We start from the raw sequence: 21,641 nt of genomic DNA, 5'->3' as shown, positions 1-21,641 counted from the left end.
CGTTCGCCGGAAGCCTGCTGGTTTATCCCTGATGAAGCAGCAGTACGACGCCCAGCGCGGTCATGGTCGCCGCGATCACGCCGTCCAGAATCCGCCAGGCGGTGGGACGCGCGAAGACGTCGGACAGCTTTCGCGCGCCGAGTCCGAGCGTGCTGAACCAGACCGCGCTCGCGACCACCGCGCCCATGCCGAACAGCCAGCGGCCGTCGCCGTGTCCGGCCGCGACGGAGCCGAGGAGAAGGACGGTGTCGAGGTAGACGTGCGGGTTGAGCCAGGTGAGCGCGAGGCAGGTGAGGAGGACGCGCTTCGGCGAGGACAGGTCGGCCGGGGCGACGGCCAGCGTGCCCGGCCGGAAGGCGCGGCGCGCGGCGAGGATCCCGTATCCCACCAGGAAAAGCCCGCCGACGAGCGCGATCGTCTTGATCGCCGACGGCCACCGCTGCAGCACCGCCCCGATCCCGCTCACCCCGGCGGCGATGAGGACCGCGTCGGACAGCGTGCAGACGAGGATCACCGGCACGACGAGACCGCCGCGCAATCCTTGGCGGAGCACGAAAGCGTTCTGCGCGCCGATGGCGACGATGAGGGACATGCCGGTGCCGAACCCGGCGCTGAGCGCTGCGATCACCCTGCTGACGGTAGAAGCGGTCGTCCGCATTATTCCAGGTAAAGATTCTGAACTAAGATAAGCGTTCGTGATGTCCGATCTTCCGCTCGACCAGGTCCGCACTCTGCTCGCGGTGGTGGACGAGCAGTCGTTCGACCGGGCCGCCGCCGTCCTGCACGTGACGCCGCCCGCGGTGAGCCAGCGGGTGAAGGCGCTGGAGCAGCGGATCGGCCGGGTGCTCGTGCTGCGGTCGAAACCCGTGCGGCTCACCGAATCCGGCGAGGTGCTGGTGCGGTTCGCCCGGCAGCTGACCCGGCTCGAATCCGACACCCGCGCGGAACTGGGCCTCGGCGGAGCCGGCCAGCCGACGACGCTGCCGATCGCGGTCAACGCGGACTCGCTGGCCACCTGGTTCCTGCCCGCGCTCGAAGAGGTCCCCGCCGAACCGCCGGTTTCGTTCGACCTGCGCAGCGACGACCAGGACCACACGGCCGCCCTGCTGCGCGAGGGGCTGGTGATGGCCGCGATCACCGCGACGCCGCAGCCGGTGCAGGGCTGCACGGTCAGCCGCCTCGGCACGATGCGGTACCGGGCGGTGGCGTCGGCGGAGTTCGTGCGCCGCTGGCTGGACGGCGGCGCGCTCGCGGAGCGGCTGCCCGCCGCGCCGGTGGTGGTGTTCGACCGGAAAGACGATTTGCAGGACCGGTTCCTGCGCCGCCTGACCCGGCGCAAGCTCTCGGGCCGGGTCCGGCACTGCATCCCGGCGTCGGTGTCCTTTGTGGACGCGGTGGCGGCCGGGCTCGGCTGGGGGATGGTGCCGGAACTGCAGCTGTCCGGACGGGAACTGGTGGATCTCGCGCCGGACCGGGCGGTGGACGTGGCGTTGTACTGGCAGCAGTGGAAGCTGGACTCGCCGTCGCTGGCCGCGGTGGCGGAGGCGGTGGGGCGGGCGGCTGGGCGCGCGTTGGGGCCGTAGGGCCTACCCCTGCGCGATCGGCCACAGGTCGTCGTTGAGAAGCCGCTTCACGATCTTCCCGGTGGCATTGCGCGGAAGCTCCGGCACGAAGTACACATCGCGCGGCACAGCGAACCTCGCGAGCCGCTGGTGGATGTAGTGCCGGACGTCCTCCGCGTGCATGCGGGCGCCGCGGCGGAGCACGACGTACGCGGCCAGCCGCTGGCCGAACTCGTCGTCCGGGACGCCGACCACGGCCGCGTCCGAGACGCCCGGCAGTGCGGCCAGCGCTTCCTCGACCGGGCGCGGGAACACGTTCTCGCCGCCGGACACGATCATCTCGTCGGCCCGGCCGGTGACGAACAGCCGTCCGGACGCGTCCTGGTAGCCGACGTCGCCGGTGGCCATCAGGTCGTGCGCGCGGGGGACGCTGGAACCGTTGGTGTAGCCGTCGAACAGCATGTCGTTGGCGACGAAGATCTGGCCCTCGTCGCCGGGCGGGACCGGGCGGCGGTCGTCGTCGAGGATCGCGACCTGGGTGCCGGGCGGGCAGCGGCCCGCGGACGTCGGCGCGGCGCGCAGGTCGGCCGGGTCGGCGATGCTCGCCCATGACACCTCGGTGGAGCCGTAGAAGTTGTAGAGGACGTCGCCGAAGGTGTCCATGAACGACGTCACGAACGCGCCCGGCATCGCCGAACCGCTGCTCGCCACGATCCGCAGCGACGACAGGTCGTACCGGTTGCGCACGCGTTCGGGCAGGTCGAGGATCCGCTGCAGCATGATCGGGACCGCGAACAGCGCGTCGCAGCGGTGCTCGGCGATCGTGCGCAGCGTCTGCTCCGCGTCGAACCGGCGGATCAGCGACAGCTCCGCCCGCAGCGCCATGCCGAGCTGCATCGCGGCCAGCCCCCAGCTGTGGAACAGCGGGGCGGCCACGGCGATCTTGTCCCTGGCCCGCAACGGGATTCGCGACAAAACGGTCGCCGATGTGCTCACGCCCTTCGGCGTCGGACGGCGCGCGCCCTTCGGGGCTCCGGTGGTGCCGGAGGTCAGCACGACTATCCGGCCTTCGTGTTCGCTCGGCTTCGGCCGGGTCGTCGGGGCGTCCTGGAGCAGTTCGTCGAGCGTGCGGTAGCCCTGGTCGGCGTCGTCCCACGTGCTCACGCGCGGGAATTCGCCGGGCACCGACGCGATGATCGGCGCGAACTCGTCGTCGGCGAGCACCGCGGCGGGCGGGTGCTGCGTGAGCACCTCCTCGACGGCGGCGGGGGAGAGACCGGTGTTGAGCAGGACGACGTCGGCGCCGAGCTTGCTGCAGCCGACGAACGCCTCGATCATCGCCGCGTGGTTGCGGCACATCAGCGCGACCCGCGAACCGGGCTTCACGTCGAGCGCGGCCAGCGCGTTGGCCAGCTGGTTGCTGCGTTCGTCGATCTCGCCGAACGTGCGCGTGTTGCGCTCGTCGTGCACCGCGACGTCGTCGGCCCCGCGCGCGGTCGCGGCGAGGTATCCGCCGGCCAGGGTCGCGCCCCAGCGGGCGAGGGAACTGAGCTGCTTGACCATCTTGTCCGGCCGTCCCGCGGCCAGCACGCCCGCTCGGACCAGCGTGTTCGCCGTGCGCAGGGCGGTGGCGGGCTCCTGCTCCGGCGGATCGCCCGGCAGCCCGGACAGCTGCTGCCCGATCCGCTTCGCCAGCTGTTTGAGCAGGCCTTTCGCCGTGCCGCGGGCGAGCAGGTCGGAGTGTTCCGGCGGCAGCGACGGGAGCATCATCCGCAGCACGATCTCGGTGCCGCCGCGCGGGACCGGCCGCAGTTCGACCGACACCCAGGTGCGCTCGTCCGGCAGGCCGCACCAGACGACGTGCTCGCCCGGGCGGTACACCGCCGCGTGAATCGTGCCCTCGACCATGGTGTGCCGGTCCGGGGCCAGCCGGATCAGGCAGTGCGGCCCGCGCCCGCGCTCGGCCGGAACGGTGACCTCGCACCAGCTGATCGCCGGGACGAACCTCGGGTACAGCTCCGGACTGCCGACTATCTGCCACACCTGTTCGGGCGAGTGCCCGACCACCGCACTCGCCTCGACTACATCGTCTCGCATCGCGATCCGCCTCGCCGCCGCACGCGTGTGGGCTCCCCGGTCCTTCCCGGACGCGTGTTCAGGTTGCGGGGACGCTACCAGGCACGAGACGCCCGGGGTACTCCGAAAGGCCCAAAATCCAACTGGGTGGGAATTTTCTTGCGAAGCGTGCCCGAGGGTGACGGGCGCGACCCGGCGAGGCCCGGCACGCCGGACATAATGGGCCGGGTGGAGCAACTGGTCGAGGAATACGGACCCAGCTGGGACCCGGGCCCGTACGAACGGGGCACCGACGGACCGCGCGTGATCCTGGTCGGCGCGGACACTTCGCCGACCGGGCTGCGGGCGACGGCCTACGGCGGCGGCCTCGCGCGGAGGCAGCGCGCGCGGCTGGTCGTGGTGTACGTGGCCGCGCCGACGGTGTGGACCGGCCTCGCCGCGGCCGCGGTCGTCGACGTGCAGCAGCAGACCTTCGAGGAAGAGATCGAGCAGCTGCGCGCGGAACTGCGCGACCGGGCGGCCGACCTGCAGGTGCCGGTCACGTTCGTGGTCCGCCGCGGCGAGACCTTCCCCGAACTGCGCCAGGCCGCGCAGGAGGTGAACGCGGACATGGTCGTGGTCGGCGCCTCCGAACAGGGCGGGCACCGGCTCGTCGGTTCGGTCGGCAACCGGCTGGTGCGCGCCGCGACCTGGCCCGTCGTCGTGGTGCCGTGAGCGACTTCGAGGACACTGTCGCGCGGCTGCGCGCCGCGGGGTGCGTGTTCGCCGAGGACGAGGCCCGGCTTCTGCTGGGCCAATCGGGCGACCTAGCCCGGATGGTCGAGCGGAGGGTCGCCGGGGAACCGCTGGAGTACATCCTCGGCTGGGCGGAATTCGTCGGCCGCCGGTTCGTTGTCGCGCCGGGCGTCTTCGTGCCTCGGCACCGCACGGAACTGCTCGTGCGGCTGGCCGCCGGGTTCGCGCGCGAGCAGTCGGTAGTGCTCGATCTGTGCTGCGGCTCCGGTGCACTGGGCGCAACGGTCGCGGCCGAGGTGCCCGGAATAGAGCTCCACGCGGCGGACGTCGAGCCCGTCGCGGTGGCCTGTGCGCGGCAGAACGTGCCTGGTGAGGTCTACCAAGGCGATCTCTACGCCCCGCTTCCGCAGCGGTTGCGCGGCCGGGTGGACGTGCTGATCGCGAACGTCCCGTACGTCCCCACTGACGATGTCGCGCTCATGCCGCCCGAGGCGCGCGACCACGAACCCCGCGTCGCGCTCGACGGGGGAGCCGACGGTCTCGACGTGCTCCGTCGCGTCGTCGCCGAGGCTCCGGAGTGGCTGGCTCCGGGCGGGCACGTGCTTTTCGAGGCCAGCGAACGCCAAGCCGACGCCGCGACGGCCGAACTGCGGCGGGCGGGGCTGGTCGCGTGGGTGGAAGAAGAGGACGAACTCGGCGCGACCGTCGTGGTAGGACGGCGCGAACACTGAGCGGCGAACCGGATTCGCCCGCTTTCCGTACTGCGTGCGTCCGGGGCGGACGTCTAGGGTCGACCCATGAAGGTCGGCCTGCTCACCCGGGAGTACCCGCCGGACGTGTACGGGGGAGCGGGGGTGCACGTCGAGTTCCTCGCGCGGGAACTGCGGTCGCTGGTCGACCTCGACGTGCACTGCTGGGGCCCCGACCGCCCGGACGGCGCGCACGGGCACCGCGACGCGCACGGGTACGCCCAGCCCGCGTTCGCCACCATGGACATCGCGGTCTCGATGGCCGACGCGCTCGCCGGGCACGATCTCGCGCACAGTCATACCTGGTACGCGAACCTCGGCGGCCATCTCGCGAAGCTCGCGCACGGCATCCCGCACGTCATCACCGCGCATTCGCTCGAACCGCTGCGGCCGTGGAAGGCCGAGCAGCTCGGCGGCGGCTACCGGGTGTCGTCGTGGATCGAACGCGACGCGTACGAGGCGGCGGACGCGATCATCGCGGTCAGCTCCGGCATGCGGCGCGACGTGCTCGCCGCGTACCCGAACGTCGACCCGGCGCGGGTGCACGTGGTGCGCAACGGCATCGACACCGAGCTGTACCAACCCGATCCGGGCACCGATGTGCTGGAGAAACACGGCATCGACCCGAACCGGCCGTACGCGTTGTTCGTCGGGCGGATCACGCGGCAGAAAGGCGTGCCGCATCTCGTGCGCGCCGGGGCCGCGCTGGACGAAGACGTGCAGCTGATCCTGTGCGCGGGCGGTGCGGACACGCCGGAGCTGGACGCGGAGTTCCGCGGGCTTGTCGCGGAATTGCAGGAAAACCGGTCCGGCGTGCACTGGATTCCGGAGATGCTGCCGCGCACCGAGGTCGTCCAGCTGCTGACGCACGCGCTGGTGTTCGTGTGCCCGTCGGTGTACGAGCCGCTCGGCATCGTGAACCTGGAGGCGATGGCGTGCGGCACCGCGGTGGTGGCCAGCGATGTCGGAGGCATCCCGGAGGTGGTCGCGGACGGCGAGACCGGCGTGCTGGTGCATTACGACGAGAACGAGCCCGGCGCTTTCGAGGCCGGGCTCGCGCGCGGGATCAACGACCTGGCCGCGGATCGCGATCGCGCCACCCGGCTGGGCCTGGCCGGACGGGACCGCGCGGTGGGAGAGTTCGGCTGGGCAGCGATCGCCGCCGCGACGGTCGGGGTTTACGAGGCGTGCGGGAGGGTTTCGTGATCGACGGATCCGATGTGCTGGGGATCGTCCTCGCCGGCGGCGAGGGCAAACGGCTGATGCCGCTGACCACCGACCGCGCGAAACCCGCGGTCCCGTTCGGCGGCGTGCACCGGCTGGTCGACTTCGTGCTCTCCAATCTGGTGCACGGCGGGATCCGCCGGATCTGCGTGCTGACGCAGTACAAATCGCATTCGCTGGACCGGCATATCTCGACGACCTGGCGGCTGTCGTCGCTGACCGGCGAGTACGTCACGCCGGTGCCCGCCCAGCAGCGGCTCGGCCCGCGCTGGTTCCAGGGCAGCGCGGACGCGATCCACCAGAGCCTCAACCTCGTGCACGACGAATCGCCCGCGTACATCGCGGTGTTCGGCGCGGACAACATCTACCGGATGGACCCGCGCCAGATGATCGACGCGCACATCGCGTCCGGCGCGGGCGTGACGGTCGCCGGGATTCGCGTGCCGCGCGCGGAGGCCCGGTCGTTCGGCGTGATCAGCACCGAGGACGGGACGAAGATCGACGCGTTCCTGGAGAAACCCGAGGACCCGCCGGGCCTGCCGGATTCGCCGGACGAATCGTACGTGTCGATGGGCAATTACGTCTTCACGACGCAGGTGATGCTCGACGCGCTGCACGCGGACGCCAAGAACCCGGCGTCCAAACACGACATGGGCCGCGACATCATCCCGGCGCTGGTGGAAAAATCCGAGGCGGCGGTCTACGACTTCAACGGCAATGTGGTGCCGGGCGAAACAAGCCGCGACCACGGTTACTGGCGCGACGTCGGAACGATCGACAGCTATTACGACGCGCACACGGACCTGATCTCGACGCAGCCGATTTTCAACCTGTACAACCGGAAATGGCCGATCCTGGCCCATCCCGGCCAGCGCGCGGCGGCGAAGTTCGTGGAAGGCGGCACCGCGACCCAGTCGATCGTCAGCAACGGCTGCATCATTTCCGGGGCACAGGTCGTGGATTCGGTGCTGTCGCCGGATGTTTTCGTGGAGAACGGCGCTGTCGTGCAGGGCTCGGTGCTGCTGGACGGCGCCCGGGTCGGCCGCGGCGCGGTGGTGCGGCGCGCGATCCTGGACAAGAACGTCGTCGTCCCGCCGGGTGCGCACATCGGGGTGGACCTGGCGCGGGATCGCGGCCATTACCACGTGAGCGATTTCGGGATTGTCGTGCTGGGCAAGGGAGAAACCGCGATCTAGGGCCGCTGTCCTGGCGAGAGGGGTTCTCGCAGTACCTGCATCATCAGGATCTCCCAGAGGTCGGAAGGGCCTGCCTAATCTGTGGGCAGTAGCAATGGCCTGGATGATGTTTACTGAGGAGCATTTGCGGTGCAGAAGCGCTTGCTGGGACAGCAACTCGAAGTTTCGGCCCTGGGACTGGGCTGCATGGGCATGAGTTTCTTCTACGGCGAGCCCCCGGGCCGCGCCGAGATGACGAAACTGCTGCGGGCGGCCGCGGACCGGGGCGTGACTTTCTTCGACACCGCCGAAGTCTATGGTCCTTTCACCAACGAAGAACTGGTCGGCCAGGCGCTGGCTCCGGTGCGCGACCAGGTGGTGATCGCCACCAAGTTCGGCATCCGGCACGGCGAACAAGGACCGAGCCCGATGTCGGGACTCGACAGCCGCCCGGAGCAGATCCGCCGGGTGACCGAGGCGTCGCTCACGCGTCTTCGCACCGATCGCATCGACCTGCTCTACCAACACCGCGTCGATCCCCAGGTGCCCATTGAAGACGTGGCGGGCACGGTAAAAGAGCTGATTTCCGAAGGCAAGGTCAAGCACTTCGGTTTGTCGGAGGCGGGCGCGGCGACAATCACCCGTGCTCACGCCGTGCAGCCGGTAACGGCGCTGCAAAGCGAATACTCGTTGTGGACGCGCGAGCACGAAGCCGAGATCATTCCGACCTTGGAGAAGCTGGGCATCGGCCTGGTGCCTTACAGCCCGCTCGGGAAAGGCTTTCTGACCGGCAAAATCGATGATCGCACGCCTCTGGCCGACAACGACCTTCGCCGCTCCCTGCCGCGCTTCACGCCCGAAGCACGACAGGCCAATCAGGCGCTGATCGAGTTGCTCCAGCAGATCGCCGGCGACAAGAAAGCCACCCCGGCCCAGATCGCTCTCGCTTGGGTGCTGGCGCAAAAGCCGTGGTTCGTGCCGATCCCCGGTACCACGAAACTGCACCGCCTCGAAGAAAACCTTGGCGCGCTCGATGTCGAGCTGACGCCCGGCGACCTGCAGCACATCGAGGAGGCCGCGGCACAGATTCCGATTCGCGGCGAGCGTGTTCCCGAGCAGCTGAAGTCGCTGTTCGGCCGCTGAGCGCGCGGGCCGAACCGGCCGACGGTCCTGCCGTGTCCGCCCCGCGCGGTGCCGGATCCGGTTCAGCTCAACGCGGCGAGGGCGCGCGCGATGACGTCGGAAGGGCTCGGCTGCCCGGCGATCTCCGCGCGCACCTCGGCCGCCGCCGTGGAGAACGCATCCTCCTCGAGCACCTGCCGCACCAGTTTCCGCATCGTCTCGACGTCCACAGCGGACGGATCATGGCTCAGCCCGACGCCACGCTCGACCACCCGCTCCGCCGACATCGGATTGTCCGCGAAGCTCGGCAACACCACCTGCGGCACCCCGTAGAACAACGGCGCGGCGGTGGTCCCGGACCCGCCGTGGTGCACGATCGCGGAACACCCCGGCAAGAACGCCGAGAGCGGCAGATATCCCACCGACCGGACGTTCTCCGGAAGCTCGCCGAGCTCGCTCAGATCAGCGGTGCCCGCCGCGAGAACGACCTCGACGTCCATCCCGCCGAGCGCGTCCAGCACGACCTTCAAACTGCTGACCCCGGTCATCGCCGGAACCACCGTGCCCAGCGTGACCGCCACCCGCGGCCGTTCCGGCTTCCGCAGCGCCCACTCCGGCAGCACTGCTCCGCCGTTGTAGGGCACGAACTGCATCGGCCACCAAGGCGCGCCGTCGCGTTCGTCGACGTGCTCCTCGTCCGCGCGCAGCCCGCCCATGCTCGGCGCGCGCGGGTCGATCCGGGCGATGACGTTCGGCGGCGCGTCGCCGATGCCGAGCTTCTCGCGCATCAGCGCGACGAGTTCGCCGCTCAGGAAGTCGTCGTGCTCGGCGCGCCACGAGAGGTCCCTGGCCGACCACGAGATCCGGTTGCCGACCTCCAGCGCGGGCACGCCGAGCGCGACCGCGGCGAGCGCGCCGGCCCCGTGGTCGGACGGGTAGACGACCAGGTCCGCGCCGAACGCCCGGCCCGCTTCGATGGTGCCCCCGGTCATGGCGGCGGTGAAGAGGCCGAACGGACCCTGCGCCTGCCGCGCGAGCCGGTATTCCTCGGGTTCGTCCGCGTCCGGGGCGGAACCGTCCTTGACGTTCGCCAGCAGATCGGCCCAGATGTCGCGGCCGGGGAAGACGTCGGCGACCGGCAGCCCGGCGCGCGCGGACACCTCGGCGATCTCGGCGGTGGTGGCCAGCAGCACCTCGTGCCCGGCGGCGCGGGCGGCCCAGACGACCGGGATCAGCGGGAGGGTGAGCCCGTACCCGGGCGCGGTGGCGAACAAGATCTTCACCTCCTCGAGACTGCCAGAACCGTGACGCTCCCCGCATCCAGGTTTCTGTTCGGGCACACCGGTAACGCGCGGGGCGGCCGCCGCGACACATCCGCAGATCATCCTCCCCGGAAAGGCCCGGTCCCCATGCGAAAAGCCCGTGTCGCGGCATTGCTGACCCTGGTCGGCTTCGGCATCGCGATGTCCCCCGCCGTCGCCGCCGACGCCGGGCAGACCAGCACCTGGTGCACCAAGAAGGAGCAGGTCGCGATCCTCGGCACGTCGGCCGACACCGGCTACGGCACCACGGGCTACCAGTCCACTGCGGACACTTACGCGCCGACCACGTACGGCTGGACCACGAAAATCGCCAACGACCTGCACGCCGAGTGGAACACCACCACGAAGAACTACGCGCACAACGGCGCGATGGCCACCGACTACCTCCCCGGCGGCCGCTGGCCCGACACGACCGGCGCGCTTGCCGACATCACGCAGCGCCAGCCCGACCTGGTGCTCATCGACCTCGGCGGCAACGAGCTGATCTCGCAGACCGACCCGGCGGTGTTCAAGGCGAACCTCGGCAAGGTCATCGACAACATCCGCGCCGCGCGGCCCGGGGTCGACATCCTGCTGTCGATCTACGCCGAATTGAAGTGGACGCCCAACCCGTGGGGCGGGCAGACGCAGAAGTACTTCTGGTCGCAGTACGCCTCGTCGATCTACGAGACGGCGGTCGCCAAGGGGACGGCGCTCGTCGACCTGCGGCAGTACATCCCGCCCGCGGGCTCGGCGAATCTGCCGAACCCGAGCCCGTGGCTGGCGGACAACGTGCACCTGAACGACGCGGGGAACCTCGCCGAGTACGGGATGTGGTGGGGCTGGACCTCGAGCCTGGGGAGCATTTGCTGAGCACTTCGGCGATGGGGTGCTGAGGCGCGGTGCGGGCTTGCGGCCGGTCGCGGTGCGCGGTGCGCGGTGCGCGGTGCGGGGTGCGGCTTTGCGGCCGGTCGCGGTGCGGGGTGCGGGCTTGCGGCCGATCGCGGTGGGGGCTTGCGGTGGTGGCTCAAGGGAACTCTCCGCCGGAGGTGACGGAGGCAGCTGGCCTCGCCTGGCTCCGATCCCGCCGGAGCGTCCGCGCCCGTCCGACCGGTTCGCGGTGGCGGAACGCGCCACCGGGTCCCCGTTCCCGCTGCTCACAGCGTTTCCGCAGGTCAATGCGGGTGGCGTAACCTCGGCGTAATCAAAATCCAGGTAGCGTCGCCGAAGTGGTGACTACGCAGCGGAGGGCGGAACGGGCCCGGCAGGTGGCCGACGGGTTGCGGCAGCGGATCGTCGCGGGCGAGGTCGGGGATCTGCTGCCGGGCGAGCGTGCGCTGGGCGAGTGGTTCGGCGCGTCGCGGAACGTCGTGCGGGAAGCGCTCGGCTTGCTGCGGGACGAGGGGCTCGTCGAGCGCAGGCAAGGCGTCGGGACGCTGGTCGTGCGGCCGAAATACGGGCACGGTCTCGATCGGCTGACCGGGCTGGCGGAGGCGCTCGAAGGGCACGGCGAGGTCGTCAACGAGGTGCGCACCGCCGAGACGGTCGCCGCGCCGCCGTCGGTGGCCGAGCGGCTCGGCCTGGCGGCGGGGGAGCAGGTCGTGCATCTCGAGCGCGTCCGGCGGCTGGGCGGGGCGCCGTTGTCGCTGGACTCGACCTATCTGGTCGCGGATCTGGGGATTCCGTTGCTGGGGAAGGACCTCGCGCACCGGGACCTGTTCGCGCTCCTGGAGGAGACGAACGGAATCCGGTTGGGGCGGGCGGAAGTCGAGGTGCACGCGGTGTCCGCCGGGCCGGACACGGCTGCGCTGCTGGACATCGCGCCGGGGACGGCGGTGTTCGCGCTGGACCGGTTGACCCGGCTGCCGGACGGACGACCGGTCGACGCGGAGTGGCTGCACATCCGCGCGGACCGCCTCACGCTGCGCGCGACCTTGCAACGCGGGGCGGCGTGATCCGGCGAGCCTCGTGCGAGGTTATGCCGGTTCTTACCGGCTTCGACACGCACGACGCCCGAGTGCGCTGCGGTTTCTCGTGGCGGGGTGGGCGTGGGCTGGGTGACTCAGCGGCGGAGCGCGGAAGAGAGAGCGGCTTCCGGCGGGTGGGAGTGGGCTGCGGTTTCCGGCGGCCGAGCGGGCGTGGGCCGGGTGTCTCCGCGGCGGAGTGCGGAAGAGCGGACGACGTCCGGCGGGTGGGAGTGCGCCGCGATTCCCGGCGGCGGACCGGGCGCGGACACGCCGACCCCACGGCCGAGCGCAGAACAGAGAACGACTTCCGGAGGTGCCCGAGGTGATCGCCGCGCTCATTGTCACCGGATTGCTCGCCGGGATCGGCATCACTGCCGTCGGGCCGGGCGGGGTGCTCGCGACGGTCGGGTTGTTCGTCTTCACCTCGCTCACCCCGGCGCAGGTGGCGGGCACCGCGATCGTCACGCACGTGGCCACCGGGATCCTCGGCAGTGCCGCGTTTGTCCATTCCGGACAGTTGCGGGAGCCCGAAACCCGGCGGGTGGCGGGAGTTCTCGCCGCGGCCGCGTTCGTCGGGACGCCGCTGGGGGTGCTGCTGAACTCCTGGGTGTCCACCAAGGCGTTCGGGATCGTGCTCGGCGGGTTCGCGCTGGTCGTGGCGGTGTTCGTCGGGCTGAAGGGGCGGGAGCGGGCGGTCGGGCTGCCGGTCGCGGGGGCGATCGGGGCGGGCGTCGCGGTGGTGGCGGGGCTGGTCGGCGTCGGCGGGCCGATGCTGGCGGTGCCGTTGCTGGTCGTCGCCGGGATGCCGGTGCTCGGGGCGCTCGCCGCGGCGCAGGTGCAGTCGGTGGTGATCGCCAGCGTCGGGACGCTCGGGTATGTCCTGCACGGCGCGGTCGATTGGCGGCTGGCGGCGATTGTCGGGATACCTGAGTTGGCGGGGGTCTTGATCGGCTGGCGGATCGCGCACGCGTTGCCGACCAAAACGCTCAAAGCCGCCCTCATCGCGGTGCTGGTCGGGATCGCGCCGTATCTCGCGTTGCACGGCTGAAGCCGGGTGGCAGTCACCCGGCTTCAGCCAGTGCGTTACCGGTCGAAGGGCAGTTCTATGACCGCGCCCGGGACCGGTTTCCCGGCGCGGACGGCGGTCAGGTCCGCAGTGGACAGTGCCCGCCGGAAGAGGCGGCTGTCGTCCAGCGCGCCGGACAGGTGCTGTGCGCCGTCCAGGCGTTCGCCCAGCCACAGCTGGAACGAGACGGTCTGGGTGACCGAACCGGGCGAGTCCGGACCGGACGCGGCTACCGCACCGTCGACCAGGATGCGGAGCTGGCCGCCCGATCGTTGAAGCGCCACGTGATGCCACTTCTGATCGTCGTACGCCGACTGCGTGGTGACCGACTTGCTTCCGGCCGCGGTCGTCATCATCGCGATCAGGCGATGCGACGCGGGTTCGGCGCGGAGCCACAGCTGCGGCGCGGTGGAGCCCATGCCGCCCAGCCACAGGAGAGGCAGCGGGTCCTTCGATGCGCCGTAGTTGACCCAGGTGGAGAAAGTGAAGTCGCCTGAGCCGACCAGTTGCGCCGGCGAGTACGGGACGCGGACGAACCCGTTCTTCAGCTGGACCGCTTTGCCGAACTTGCCGGGAACCAGACTGGCGTCGCCGAGGATGCGCGCGGGCTGTCTACTTGCGACGTCCGGAGTGGACACTCCCGGCGAACGCTTCCAGCCGAGGTAGTTCTCGTCGAAACGAGCGAAGCGGATCTCGTCGCGGGCGTCCACCGCGCCGCCCTCGTACATCAGGCCGATTTTCGCGTTCCGGTCCTGCGGGCCGCTGAGCTGGACCAGGTCGGAATAGCCCGACCAGTCCGTCGTGACCCGCGTGCCCTGGTCCACGTTCTCCCACGTGCGACCGTCGTCATAGGACGAACGGATGGTCATCCAGCGCCGCCGGTCGGTGTCGGCGGGGGAGGCGAACAGGATCCGCTTGCCGCCGGGACGGTCCAGTCGCAGCAGGGAACCTTGCACCATCGGCGTCACGAGGTCGGGGATCGTGGTGAAGCGCTGGGAGAACGTTTCGCCGCCGTCCCGGCTCAACGCGTAGTCGCGGTTGCCGATGTCGGTGCCGCTTTGCTCGCGGCCTCCGGCGTAAATCGTGCCGTCCGGCAGTTCCACGACGCTGACTTCCGACGGCTTTTGCGTGAAGGTGCCGCCTACCGGATGCAGGTAGTTGTCGACAGCGCCGACGTGCCAGGAGGAACCGCCGTCGTCGCTGTAGATGAGCCCGGCGTAGTTTTCGACGGAATTGGTGCCATCACTGCGTTCGGCGTTCACGCCGAAGACGAGCCGGCCCGCGTGCTGGCCGTGCTGGAGCTGGATGCCGTGCACGGGACCCGAGGCGTACCAGGAATCCCACGCGGGCAGCTTCGCCTGCGCGCTGATGTCGACCGGCGTGGACCAGGTGCGGCCGTCGTCGGTGCTGTACTGCGAATGCGGCGTGCGCGGGCACGGCACGTCGCAGCCCTTGTCGTCGGTACGCCCCTTGCTGTACGTGGTGATCAGGACGACCCGGCCGGTCTTGGTGTCCACAATGGGCACCGGGTTGCCGTGGGTGTCCCCGCCGCCGCGGTTGACCACCTGCAGCGGCGACCAGGTGGTCCCGCCGTCGGTCGAGCGCTTCAGCACCAGGTCGATGTCGCCGGTGTCACCGCAGTTGTTCTTGCGGCCCTCGGCGAAGGCCAGCAGTGTGCCGTGCGTGCTGCGGACGATCGCCGGGATGCGGAAACACGCGTATCCGGTTTCCTGATGCGGGTTGAAGAGCGCTTGCTGATCGAACTGCGGCGCGGCTTGGGCCGCACCGGCGGGAGCGAGGAAAGCCAGCAGCACGAACGCCAGCACCACGCGAAGGGCGGTTCTCATCTGGTCTCCGTTCCGAACTGTCCGGAAAGGACGGCCACACCGTGCGCGGCCAGTTCTACTTCGGACGATGGCTGAGCGGGATCGGTGAGCAAGTCGGTACCGGGGGAAGGCAGCGAAACGGTGACAGCTGCATCATTGTGGTTGAGCAGGAACAGATAATCGTCGGCACCGTGCCGCACGATCGCCTGGACACCGTCCGGCAATCCGGGCAGCACCGGCGAAACTCCGGCCTCGGCGGTGATCCGGTCGAAGAGCGTGCGCATGACGTCCGCGTCCGGCCGGGTGCCGAGGTACCACGCGACCCCGGAGCCGAACTCGTGCCGCGTGACCGCGGGACGACCGGCCAGCGGGCCTTCGGCGAAGGTGGCGACGACGTCCGCGCCTTCGGCTTCGATCCATTCGGACCAGATCGTGGCACCGACGGTCGTGCCGTCGAGGTCGAGCGTGGTGGAACCGCCTTCGGGCAGCGGCCAGAACTCGTCGACGCGCAGGCCGAGAATGTCCCGCAGAGGCGCGGGATAGCCGCCGGTGTACACCCGGTCGTTCTCGTCGGCGATGCCGGAGAAGAACGACACCGCCAGATGTCCGCCACCCTCCACATAGGAGCGAAGATTGGCCGCGACCGCACTGTCCGTCAGATACAGATTGGGCACCACGACGAGCCGGTACCCGGACAGGTCGCGTGACGGGTGCACGACGTCGCAGGTGACGTTCGCGTCGAAGAGCGGTGCGTAGTGCGCGAGGTGCGCGTCGAGCTGGCTGAGGTCGTCCGACGGATGCGAGTTCAGCTCCAACGCCCACCAGCTGTTCCAGTCGTGCAGGACCGCGACGTCGGCCTTGACCCGGCTGTCCGCCAGCTGCGGCAGCGACGCCAGTTCCTGGCCAAGGTCGCGCACCTCGCGGAACGTCCGGGTGTCCGGACCGCCGTGCGGCACCATCGCGGAGTGGAACTTCTCGGCCCCGCCCGGGGTTTGCCGCCACTGGAAGAACAACACCGCGTCCGCGCCGCGGGCGACCGCCTGCCAGCTGCCCAGCCGCATCGTCCCCGGCGGCTTCGGGCTGTTGCGGGTGCGCCAGTTGACCGCGCTCGGCGCCTGCTCCAGCAACAGCCACGGCTGACCGTCCTTGATGGACCGGACCAGGTCGTAGGCGAAGGCCGCTTCCAGGTGCCCGCGCGGATCGTACGGGTCGGGGTAGGAGTCGAGGCTCACGATGTCCTCGTGCGGCACCCACTTGTTCCAGTCGAGCGACTTCTGCACGAGGCCGACGAAGTTCGTGGTCACCGGGACGTCCGGGGTGATCCGGGCCAGCACCTCGCGCTCGTTGAGGTAGCAGCCGAGCGACGCGTCGGAGGAGAACCGGTGGTAGTCCAGCTGGTGCGCCGGGTTCGGGAAGGTCGGCGCGACGCGCGGCGGCTGGATCTCGGCGACCTCGGAGTACCGCTGCGACCAGAAAGTCGTGCTCCAGGCGTCGTTCAACGCCTCGATGCTGCCGTAGCGCTCGGTGAGCCAGCGCCGGAAGTCCACTGCGGACTCGTCGCAATAGCAGGCGCGGATGTGGCAGCCGAATTCGTTTCCGATGTGCCACATTTCCAGCGCCGGATGCCCGGCGTACCGGGTGGCGACCTGCTCGACCAGCCGGGCGGTGTGCTCGCGGAACACCGGGCTGGACGGGCAGAACTGCTGCCTCGCACCGGCGGACAGCCGGGTGCCGTCCGCGCGCACCGGCAGGATTTCCGGATACCGGTGGGAAAGCCACGGCGGCGGCGAGGCCGTCATGGTGGCGAGACAAGCGCGGACGCCGCCGGCGGCGAGGTTGTCCATCACCGTGTCGAACCAGCTGAAATCGAATTCGCCCGGCCGCGGTTCCACCTGCGCCCAGGAGAAAATCCCGACCGTCACCATCGAGACCGACGCCTCGGCCATCAGTTTCAGATCTTCCGCCCACACGTCGGGCGACCAATGCTCGGGGTTGTAATCCCCGCCGTAGTACAGCCGATCCATCAGAGGAGACCCGCTTCCGCTAGTTTTCCCTTGATCTGCAGCAGTTCGTCGTCGTTGAGGGGGAGCTGCGGCGGCGCCATGACCGCGTTGTCGATAAATCCGCGCATCTTCATCGACGCCTTGAACGCGCCGAGCGCGGCCGAGCCGCGGCCCATCCGGTTCGGCGGTGCCACGTCGGTGATGCTGAACAGCGTCAGCAGCCGTTCCTGCTCGCGCCGCGCGGCCTGCGGGTTGCCGCCGCGGAAGTGGTCGTAGATCAGCACATAGCCGACCGGGTCGACGTTCCCGAGCCCCGGCACCGCGCCGTCCGCGCCCTGCGCGAGCGCGGAGTCCACGAGCAGTTCGGATCCGGTGAACACGGCGAACTGCTCCAGCCCGCGTTCGCGGCGCTGCTGCAGGACCATCCGGAACCCGGCTTCGTCGCCGCTGGAGTCCTTGAGCCCGGCCAGGACGCCGTCCGCGGCCAGGTTCAGCACCATGTCGCGGTCGAGCTTCGTGTGCACGGCCACCGGGATGTCGTAGGCGAAAATCGGCAGCGACGTCCGCTCGTGCAGGAGCCGGAAGTGCCGGTCGATCTCCGCGACGTGCGTGCGCGTGTAGTACGGCGCGGTCACCACGATGGCGTCCGCGCCGGCCGCTTCGGCGGTCTTCACGTGCTCCGCGACCCGCAGGGTCGTCATATCGATACAGCCGGCGAGCACCGGGACCCGCCCGGCGACCTGGTCGACCGCGGTTTCGACGGTGATCCGGCGCTGGTCGTCGGGAAGGAAGGCGACCTCGCTGGACGATCCGAGCACGAAGATCCCGTGCACGCCGGCGTCGAGCTGGACTTCGATGTGCCGCCGCAGCGACGCGGTGTCCACGGTGAAATCGTCGTGGAACGGCGTGCACAGCGGCGGGATGATGCCGGCGAACTTGGGCGCAGTCATGAGGCGGTCACTCCGGTCGTGATCTCGGGATGGATGCAGCGGTACGTGTGCTCGTCCGGCCCGGACTGCGGTGGCAAGGCGAGGGAGCACTCATCGGTGGCTTTCGGGCAGCGCGTGTGGAACGGGCAGCCGGGCGGCGGCGCGGTCGCCGACGGCACCGGTCCGCTGAGGACGATCGGTTCCACCGGGTGCAACAGGCTCGGTGTCGCCGAAAACAGCGCGCGTGTGTACGGATGATGCGCGTGGTGCGGCAGGTCCGCGGCGGGGGCCTGTTCGACGATCCGGCCGAGGTACATCGTCACGATGCGGTCGCTCATCCGGCGCACGGTCTGGATGTCGTGCGACACGAACACCATCGCCAGTTCGAGCTGTTCGCGCAGTTCCAGCAACAGGTTCAGGATCTGCGCGCGCACCGAAACGTCCAAAGCGGACGTCGGCTCGTCGGCCACCAGCAACGCCGGCCGCAGGGCGAGTGCGCGGGCGATCGCCACGCGCTGCCGCTGCCCGCCGGACAGTTGCGACGGCAGCGCGTCGGCCACGCTGGACGGCAGCCCGACGAGGTTCATCAGCTCCCGGACCCGTTCGGCGCGCTCCTCGGCCGTGCCGATCTGGTGCACGTCGAGCGGGTCGCGCAGGATCTTCGAAACGGGCAGCCGCCGGTTCAGCGCGGTCGACGGGTCCTGGAAGATCATGCCGACCGTGCGGCCCAGCTCGGCCGGACGCAACGCGGACAGCGGTTTCCCGTCATAGCGCACGGTGCCGGAGGTCGGCTTCTGCAGCCCGACCAGGACTTTGGCCAAAGTGGACTTTCCGCAGCCGGATTCCCCGACCACGCCGACGGTTTCGCCCTTCGCGATGGCGAGGGTCGCGTCGGTGAGCGCGTAGACCCGGTCGTGCCCGAACAGGCCGGACCCGCGGATCTTGTGCACCACATGCACGCCGTCGACCTCGGCGAGGCTCATGCTTGCGCTCCTTCGACCATAGCCGCGACGGGACTCTCGGCGGGGTAGTGGCAAGCCACGAGATGCCCGTTGCCCGAAGGCTCAGGCGCGACCTCGAAGCAGTGCCCGCGAGCGGCGGGACAGCGGCTCGCGAACCGGCAGCCGGGCGGGAAGTCCGCCGGTGCGGGCACGACGCCCTTGATCTGGGTGAGCTTCGCTTCGTTCTCCTCCAGCGACAGCACCGCGCTGAGCAGGCCGCGCGTGTAGTGGTGCCGCGGCGCGCCGACGACAGCCGCGGTCGCGCCGGTCTCGGCGACCTGCCCGCCGTACATCACCACAACGCGGTCGGCGATGTCAGATACCAGTGCGAGGTCGTGTGATACCAGCACCAGCGCGAAGCCCAGTTCCTCCTGCAACCGCAGCAAAAGCGCCATGATCTGCGCCTGCACGGTCACGTCGAGCGCCGTCGTCGGCTCGTCGGCCACGATCAGCTTTGGGCTGCGCGACAGCGCCATCGCGATGAGGACGCGCTGCCGTTGCCCGCCGGAAAGCTCGTGCGGATACGCCCGCAGCGTCCGGCCCGGGTCGAGGTTGACCAGTTCCAGCAGCTCTTCCGGCGTGCGCGTGCCGCCGCGCCGGGTGAACTGCTTGAGCTGCGCGCGGATCGTCATCGCCGGGTTCAGCGAGCTGAGCGCGTCCTGGTACACCATCGCCAGGTCGTGCCCGAGATGCCGGCGGCGGACGTTCGGCTTCATGGTCAGCAGGTCGTCGCCCGCGAACCGGATCTCGCCGCTGAGCCTCGCGGCGTCCGGCTGCAGGCCCATGATCGACAGCGCGGTCAGCGATTTCCCGCAGCCCGATTCGCCGATCAGCCCCAGCACCTCGCCGGAACGGACCGAAAAGGACACTCCGTCGACGACGTTGGCGCCGTTGTGCCGGTCCGGGAACGAGATCGCGAGATTCTCCACCGCCAGCACGGTTTCCTGGCCGGACAGATCTCTCGCCTTCGCGGCCAGCCGCTGCCCGGCTTCGCGCAGACCACGCAGCGGCAGCACTGCCGGAACCGTTTCGGGGGCCAGTTCGATCTGTTGTGCCGCCTCGGCCGCCTTCGCGGTCCGGGCCGACGGCGCGGCCCAAGCGTCGGAGATCCCCTCGGAGAGGATGTTCAGCGCCAGCACCGTCGCCAGGATCAGCAGGCCGGGGAACAGAGTCGCCCACCAGCCGCCGGTCAAGACGAGGTCCTTGCCGTCCGACAGCACCGAACCCCACGACGGATCGGGCGGCTGGATGCCCGCGCCGATGAACGACAGCGACGCCTCGAACACGATCGCGTCCGCCACGGTCACCGTGCAGTACACGAGGATCGGCGCCGCACAGTTGACCGCGACGTGCCGGGCGAGGATGAACAGCCGTTTCGCGCCGATCACCCGCTCGGCCGCGACGTAGTCCTCGCCGTACTGCGCGAGCACGTTCGCCCGTACCACCCGCGCCACCGGAGCCATGTTGAGGAAGCCGATGGCGAGGATCAGCACCAGGATGCCGCGCCCGAACACCGCCACCAGCACCGCGGCGAGCGCGATGCCGGGGAAGGCCATCAGGACGTCGAGGACCCGCATGACCAGGCCGTCGGCCCGGCGGCCGGACGTCGCCGCGAACGAGCCGACGACGACGCCCGCGACCAGCGCCAGCAGCGTCGCGCCGAGGCCGATCGCGAGCGACCAGCGGGTGCCCGCGACCAGCCGGGAGAAGATGTCGCGGCCGGACTGGTCGGTGCCGAACCAGTGCGCCGCGCTGGGCCCGCCGGTGTCGGTGCTGAGCAGGTCCGGATTGTGCGTGGCCACGACGGTGCCGAGGACCGCGACGAGCCCGAGCACGATCAGCACGCCCAGCGCGATCCACGAGGACAGGGGAAGCCGCCGGAACCGGACGCCGGGCCGGGAGAGCCGGGCGGTCAGGTTCGGGCGCAGGACCGGGCGCATCACGAGCGGCTCCGCAGACGGGGGTTGGCGACGAGGTAGAGCACGTCGACGATCAGGTTCACGAGCACGAACCCGGCCGCGATGGTGATCACGAAGCCCTGCACCTTGGCGGTGTCGCCGTCCTGCACGGCCTGGATCATGTTCTGGCCCATGCCGGGCAGCGCGAACATCGTCTCGATCACCACCGCGCCGCCGAGCAGGTAGCCGACCCGGAGTCCGAGCACGGTCAGCGGGTTGACCAGGGCGTTGCGCAGCACGTTCCGCCCCACCACGACGACCGGCGGCAGCCCGCCGCCGCGTGCGGTGCGCACGTAGTCCTTGTCGAGCTCCTCGACCATCGACGTGCGGATCACCCGGGTCAGCTGCGCGGCGACCGGCGCGGCCAGCGCGATCGCGGGCAGCGTCAGCGAGTTCAGCCAGCCGGAGAACGAATCCGCCGGGCTGACGTACCCGCTGGTGGGGAACAGGCCCTTGCCGACCGCCAGCCACTGCACCAGCAGCAGCGCGATCCAGAACGCGGGCGCGGCGACGCCGGCGAGCGTCACGAACCGGATCAGGTGGTCCGGCCAGCGGCCGCGGAACAGCGCCGAGGTCACGCCGAGCACGACCGAGACGACGAGCGCCAGCGCCAGGCCGAGCAGGGTCAGCTGCACGGTGAGCGGGAGCGCGGTGGCGATGGTCTGGCCCACCGGCTCCTTGGTGATCACGCTCGTCCCGAAGTCGCCCTGCAGCAGATGCCACACGAAGTGCACGTACTGCAGCGGCAACGGGTCGAGCAGGCCGTTCTGCTCCCGGAACTGCTGGAGCTGATCAGCGGTGGCGTTGGCTCCGTTGAACGCGGCCATCGCCGGGTCGACCGGCGAGAACCGCATCACGATGAACACGAACAGGATCACGCCGAGGAGCAGCGGGATCAGGGCGAGGATGCGGCCGGCCAGCATCCGCACGACGACTGTCACTCGCCG

The 21,641-nt window shown here is 70.1% G+C and carries 18 protein-coding genes; 9 read left to right on the top strand and 9 right to left on the bottom strand.

Going from position 1 to position 21,641, the window contains the following annotated elements:
- Positions 1-22 precede the first annotated feature (22 nt).
- A complete protein-coding gene (locus tag EIZ45_RS16145; RefSeq protein ID WP_167756465.1) occupies positions 23-628 on the bottom strand; it encodes a LysE/ArgO family amino acid transporter in 606 nt (201 codons plus the stop codon).
- A gap of 70 nt (positions 629-698) precedes the next feature.
- Between EIZ45_RS16145 and EIZ45_RS16140 the strand changes: the two genes are divergently transcribed.
- On the top strand, positions 699-1,583 hold the full coding sequence (locus EIZ45_RS16140; protein ID WP_134663474.1) for a LysR family transcriptional regulator ArgP: 885 nt from the start codon (positions 699-701) through the stop codon (positions 1,581-1,583).
- 3 nt (positions 1,584-1,586) lie between these two features.
- Here the strand turns inward: EIZ45_RS16140 and EIZ45_RS16135 are convergent, their stop codons facing one another.
- Entirely contained in the window at positions 1,587-3,659 is a 2,073-nt protein-coding gene (locus EIZ45_RS16135; protein WP_037818776.1) for an AMP-binding protein, read from the bottom strand.
- 147 nt (positions 3,660-3,806) lie between these two features.
- Between EIZ45_RS16135 and EIZ45_RS16130 the strand changes: the two genes are divergently transcribed.
- The 5 genes from EIZ45_RS16130 to EIZ45_RS16110 all read left to right on the top strand — a co-directional run bounded on the left by EIZ45_RS16130 (position 3,807) and on the right by EIZ45_RS16110 (position 8,664).
- Positions 3,807-4,352 carry a universal stress protein gene (locus EIZ45_RS16130; RefSeq protein ID WP_240690656.1) on the top strand — a complete coding sequence of 182 codons (546 nt, stop codon included), beginning with the start codon at positions 3,807-3,809 and terminating at the stop codon, positions 4,350-4,352.
- Positions 4,349-5,104, top strand: coding sequence for a putative protein N(5)-glutamine methyltransferase (locus EIZ45_RS16125; RefSeq protein WP_134663473.1), 756 nt, complete (start codon positions 4,349-4,351; stop codon positions 5,102-5,104). Before EIZ45_RS16130 ends, EIZ45_RS16125 begins: the two co-directional genes overlap by 4 nt.
- A 66-nt stretch (positions 5,105-5,170) precedes the next feature.
- The gene (gene glgA, locus EIZ45_RS16120; protein ID WP_134663472.1) at positions 5,171-6,328 is read left to right on the top strand and encodes a glycogen synthase; all 1,158 of its coding nucleotides are present in this window, start codon (positions 5,171-5,173) and stop codon (positions 6,326-6,328) included.
- Positions 6,325-7,542 (top strand): glucose-1-phosphate adenylyltransferase, encoded by a 1,218-nt coding sequence (glgC, locus tag EIZ45_RS16115; RefSeq protein WP_037818780.1) that lies wholly within the window; start codon positions 6,325-6,327, stop codon positions 7,540-7,542. The genes glgA and glgC overlap by 4 nt, the downstream gene beginning before the upstream one ends.
- 129 nt (positions 7,543-7,671) lie before the next feature.
- On the top strand, positions 7,672-8,664 hold the full coding sequence (locus EIZ45_RS16110) for an aldo/keto reductase (protein WP_134663471.1): 993 nt from the start codon (positions 7,672-7,674) through the stop codon (positions 8,662-8,664).
- Between the two features lie 62 nt (positions 8,665-8,726).
- On the opposite strand, the gene EIZ45_RS16105 is transcribed toward EIZ45_RS16110, so the two are convergent.
- Entirely contained in the window at positions 8,727-9,926 is a 1,200-nt protein-coding gene (locus tag EIZ45_RS16105) for a glycosyltransferase (RefSeq protein WP_167756464.1), read from the bottom strand.
- 126 nt (positions 9,927-10,052) lie between these two features.
- Between EIZ45_RS16105 and EIZ45_RS16100 the strand changes: the two genes are divergently transcribed.
- The 3 genes from EIZ45_RS16100 to EIZ45_RS16090 all read left to right on the top strand — a co-directional run bounded on the left by EIZ45_RS16100 (position 10,053) and on the right by EIZ45_RS16090 (position 12,959).
- The gene (locus EIZ45_RS16100; protein ID WP_134663470.1) at positions 10,053-10,817 is read left to right on the top strand and encodes an SGNH/GDSL hydrolase family protein; all 765 of its coding nucleotides are present in this window, start codon (positions 10,053-10,055) and stop codon (positions 10,815-10,817) included.
- Between the two features lie 356 nt (positions 10,818-11,173).
- A complete protein-coding gene (locus tag EIZ45_RS16095; RefSeq protein ID WP_037818785.1) occupies positions 11,174-11,899 on the top strand; it encodes a GntR family transcriptional regulator in 726 nt (241 codons plus the stop codon).
- Between the two features lie 325 nt (positions 11,900-12,224).
- Complete coding sequence (locus EIZ45_RS16090; protein ID WP_037818787.1) at positions 12,225-12,959, top strand: sulfite exporter TauE/SafE family protein; 735 nt, start codon at positions 12,225-12,227, stop codon at positions 12,957-12,959.
- 35 nt (positions 12,960-12,994) lie between these two features.
- Here EIZ45_RS16090 and EIZ45_RS16085 read toward each other — a convergent pair whose 3' ends face one another.
- Genes EIZ45_RS16085 through EIZ45_RS16060 form a run of 6 tightly spaced genes read right to left on the bottom strand, consistent with a single transcriptional unit; the run spans position 12,995 to position 21,635 of the window.
- Complete coding sequence (locus EIZ45_RS16085) at positions 12,995-14,824, bottom strand: sialidase family protein (protein WP_134663469.1); 1,830 nt, start codon at positions 14,822-14,824, stop codon at positions 12,995-12,997.
- Entirely contained in the window at positions 14,821-16,827 is a 2,007-nt protein-coding gene (locus EIZ45_RS16080) for a beta-galactosidase (RefSeq protein ID WP_134663468.1), read from the bottom strand. Before EIZ45_RS16080 ends, EIZ45_RS16085 begins: the two co-directional genes overlap by 4 nt.
- Positions 16,827-17,756, bottom strand: a complete 930-nt coding sequence (locus EIZ45_RS16075; protein ID WP_043833635.1) for a dihydrodipicolinate synthase family protein — start codon at positions 17,754-17,756, stop codon at positions 16,827-16,829. The genes EIZ45_RS16080 and EIZ45_RS16075 overlap by 1 nt, the downstream gene beginning before the upstream one ends.
- Positions 17,753-18,718 carry an ABC transporter ATP-binding protein gene (locus EIZ45_RS16070; protein ID WP_134663467.1) on the bottom strand — a complete coding sequence of 322 codons (966 nt, stop codon included), beginning with the start codon at positions 18,716-18,718 and terminating at the stop codon, positions 17,753-17,755. Before EIZ45_RS16070 ends, EIZ45_RS16075 begins: the two co-directional genes overlap by 4 nt.
- Positions 18,715-20,676: a dipeptide/oligopeptide/nickel ABC transporter permease/ATP-binding protein gene (locus EIZ45_RS16065; RefSeq protein ID WP_134663615.1), complete on the bottom strand. Its 1,962-nt coding sequence runs from the start codon at positions 20,674-20,676 to the stop codon at positions 18,715-18,717. The genes EIZ45_RS16070 and EIZ45_RS16065 overlap by 4 nt, the downstream gene beginning before the upstream one ends.
- Entirely contained in the window at positions 20,676-21,635 is a 960-nt protein-coding gene (locus tag EIZ45_RS16060; protein ID WP_037713542.1) for an ABC transporter permease, read from the bottom strand. The genes EIZ45_RS16065 and EIZ45_RS16060 overlap by 1 nt, the downstream gene beginning before the upstream one ends.
- Positions 21,636-21,641: the final 6 nt, after the last annotated feature.

It is taken from the genome of Amycolatopsis sp. CFH S0740, from assembly GCF_004522315.1.
In the GTDB taxonomy this organism is placed as follows: domain Bacteria; phylum Actinomycetota; class Actinomycetes; order Mycobacteriales; family Pseudonocardiaceae; genus Amycolatopsis; species Amycolatopsis nivea.
The sequence above is the reverse complement of the archived record's forward strand: the minus strand, read 5'-3'. Positions and strand labels throughout refer to the sequence as shown.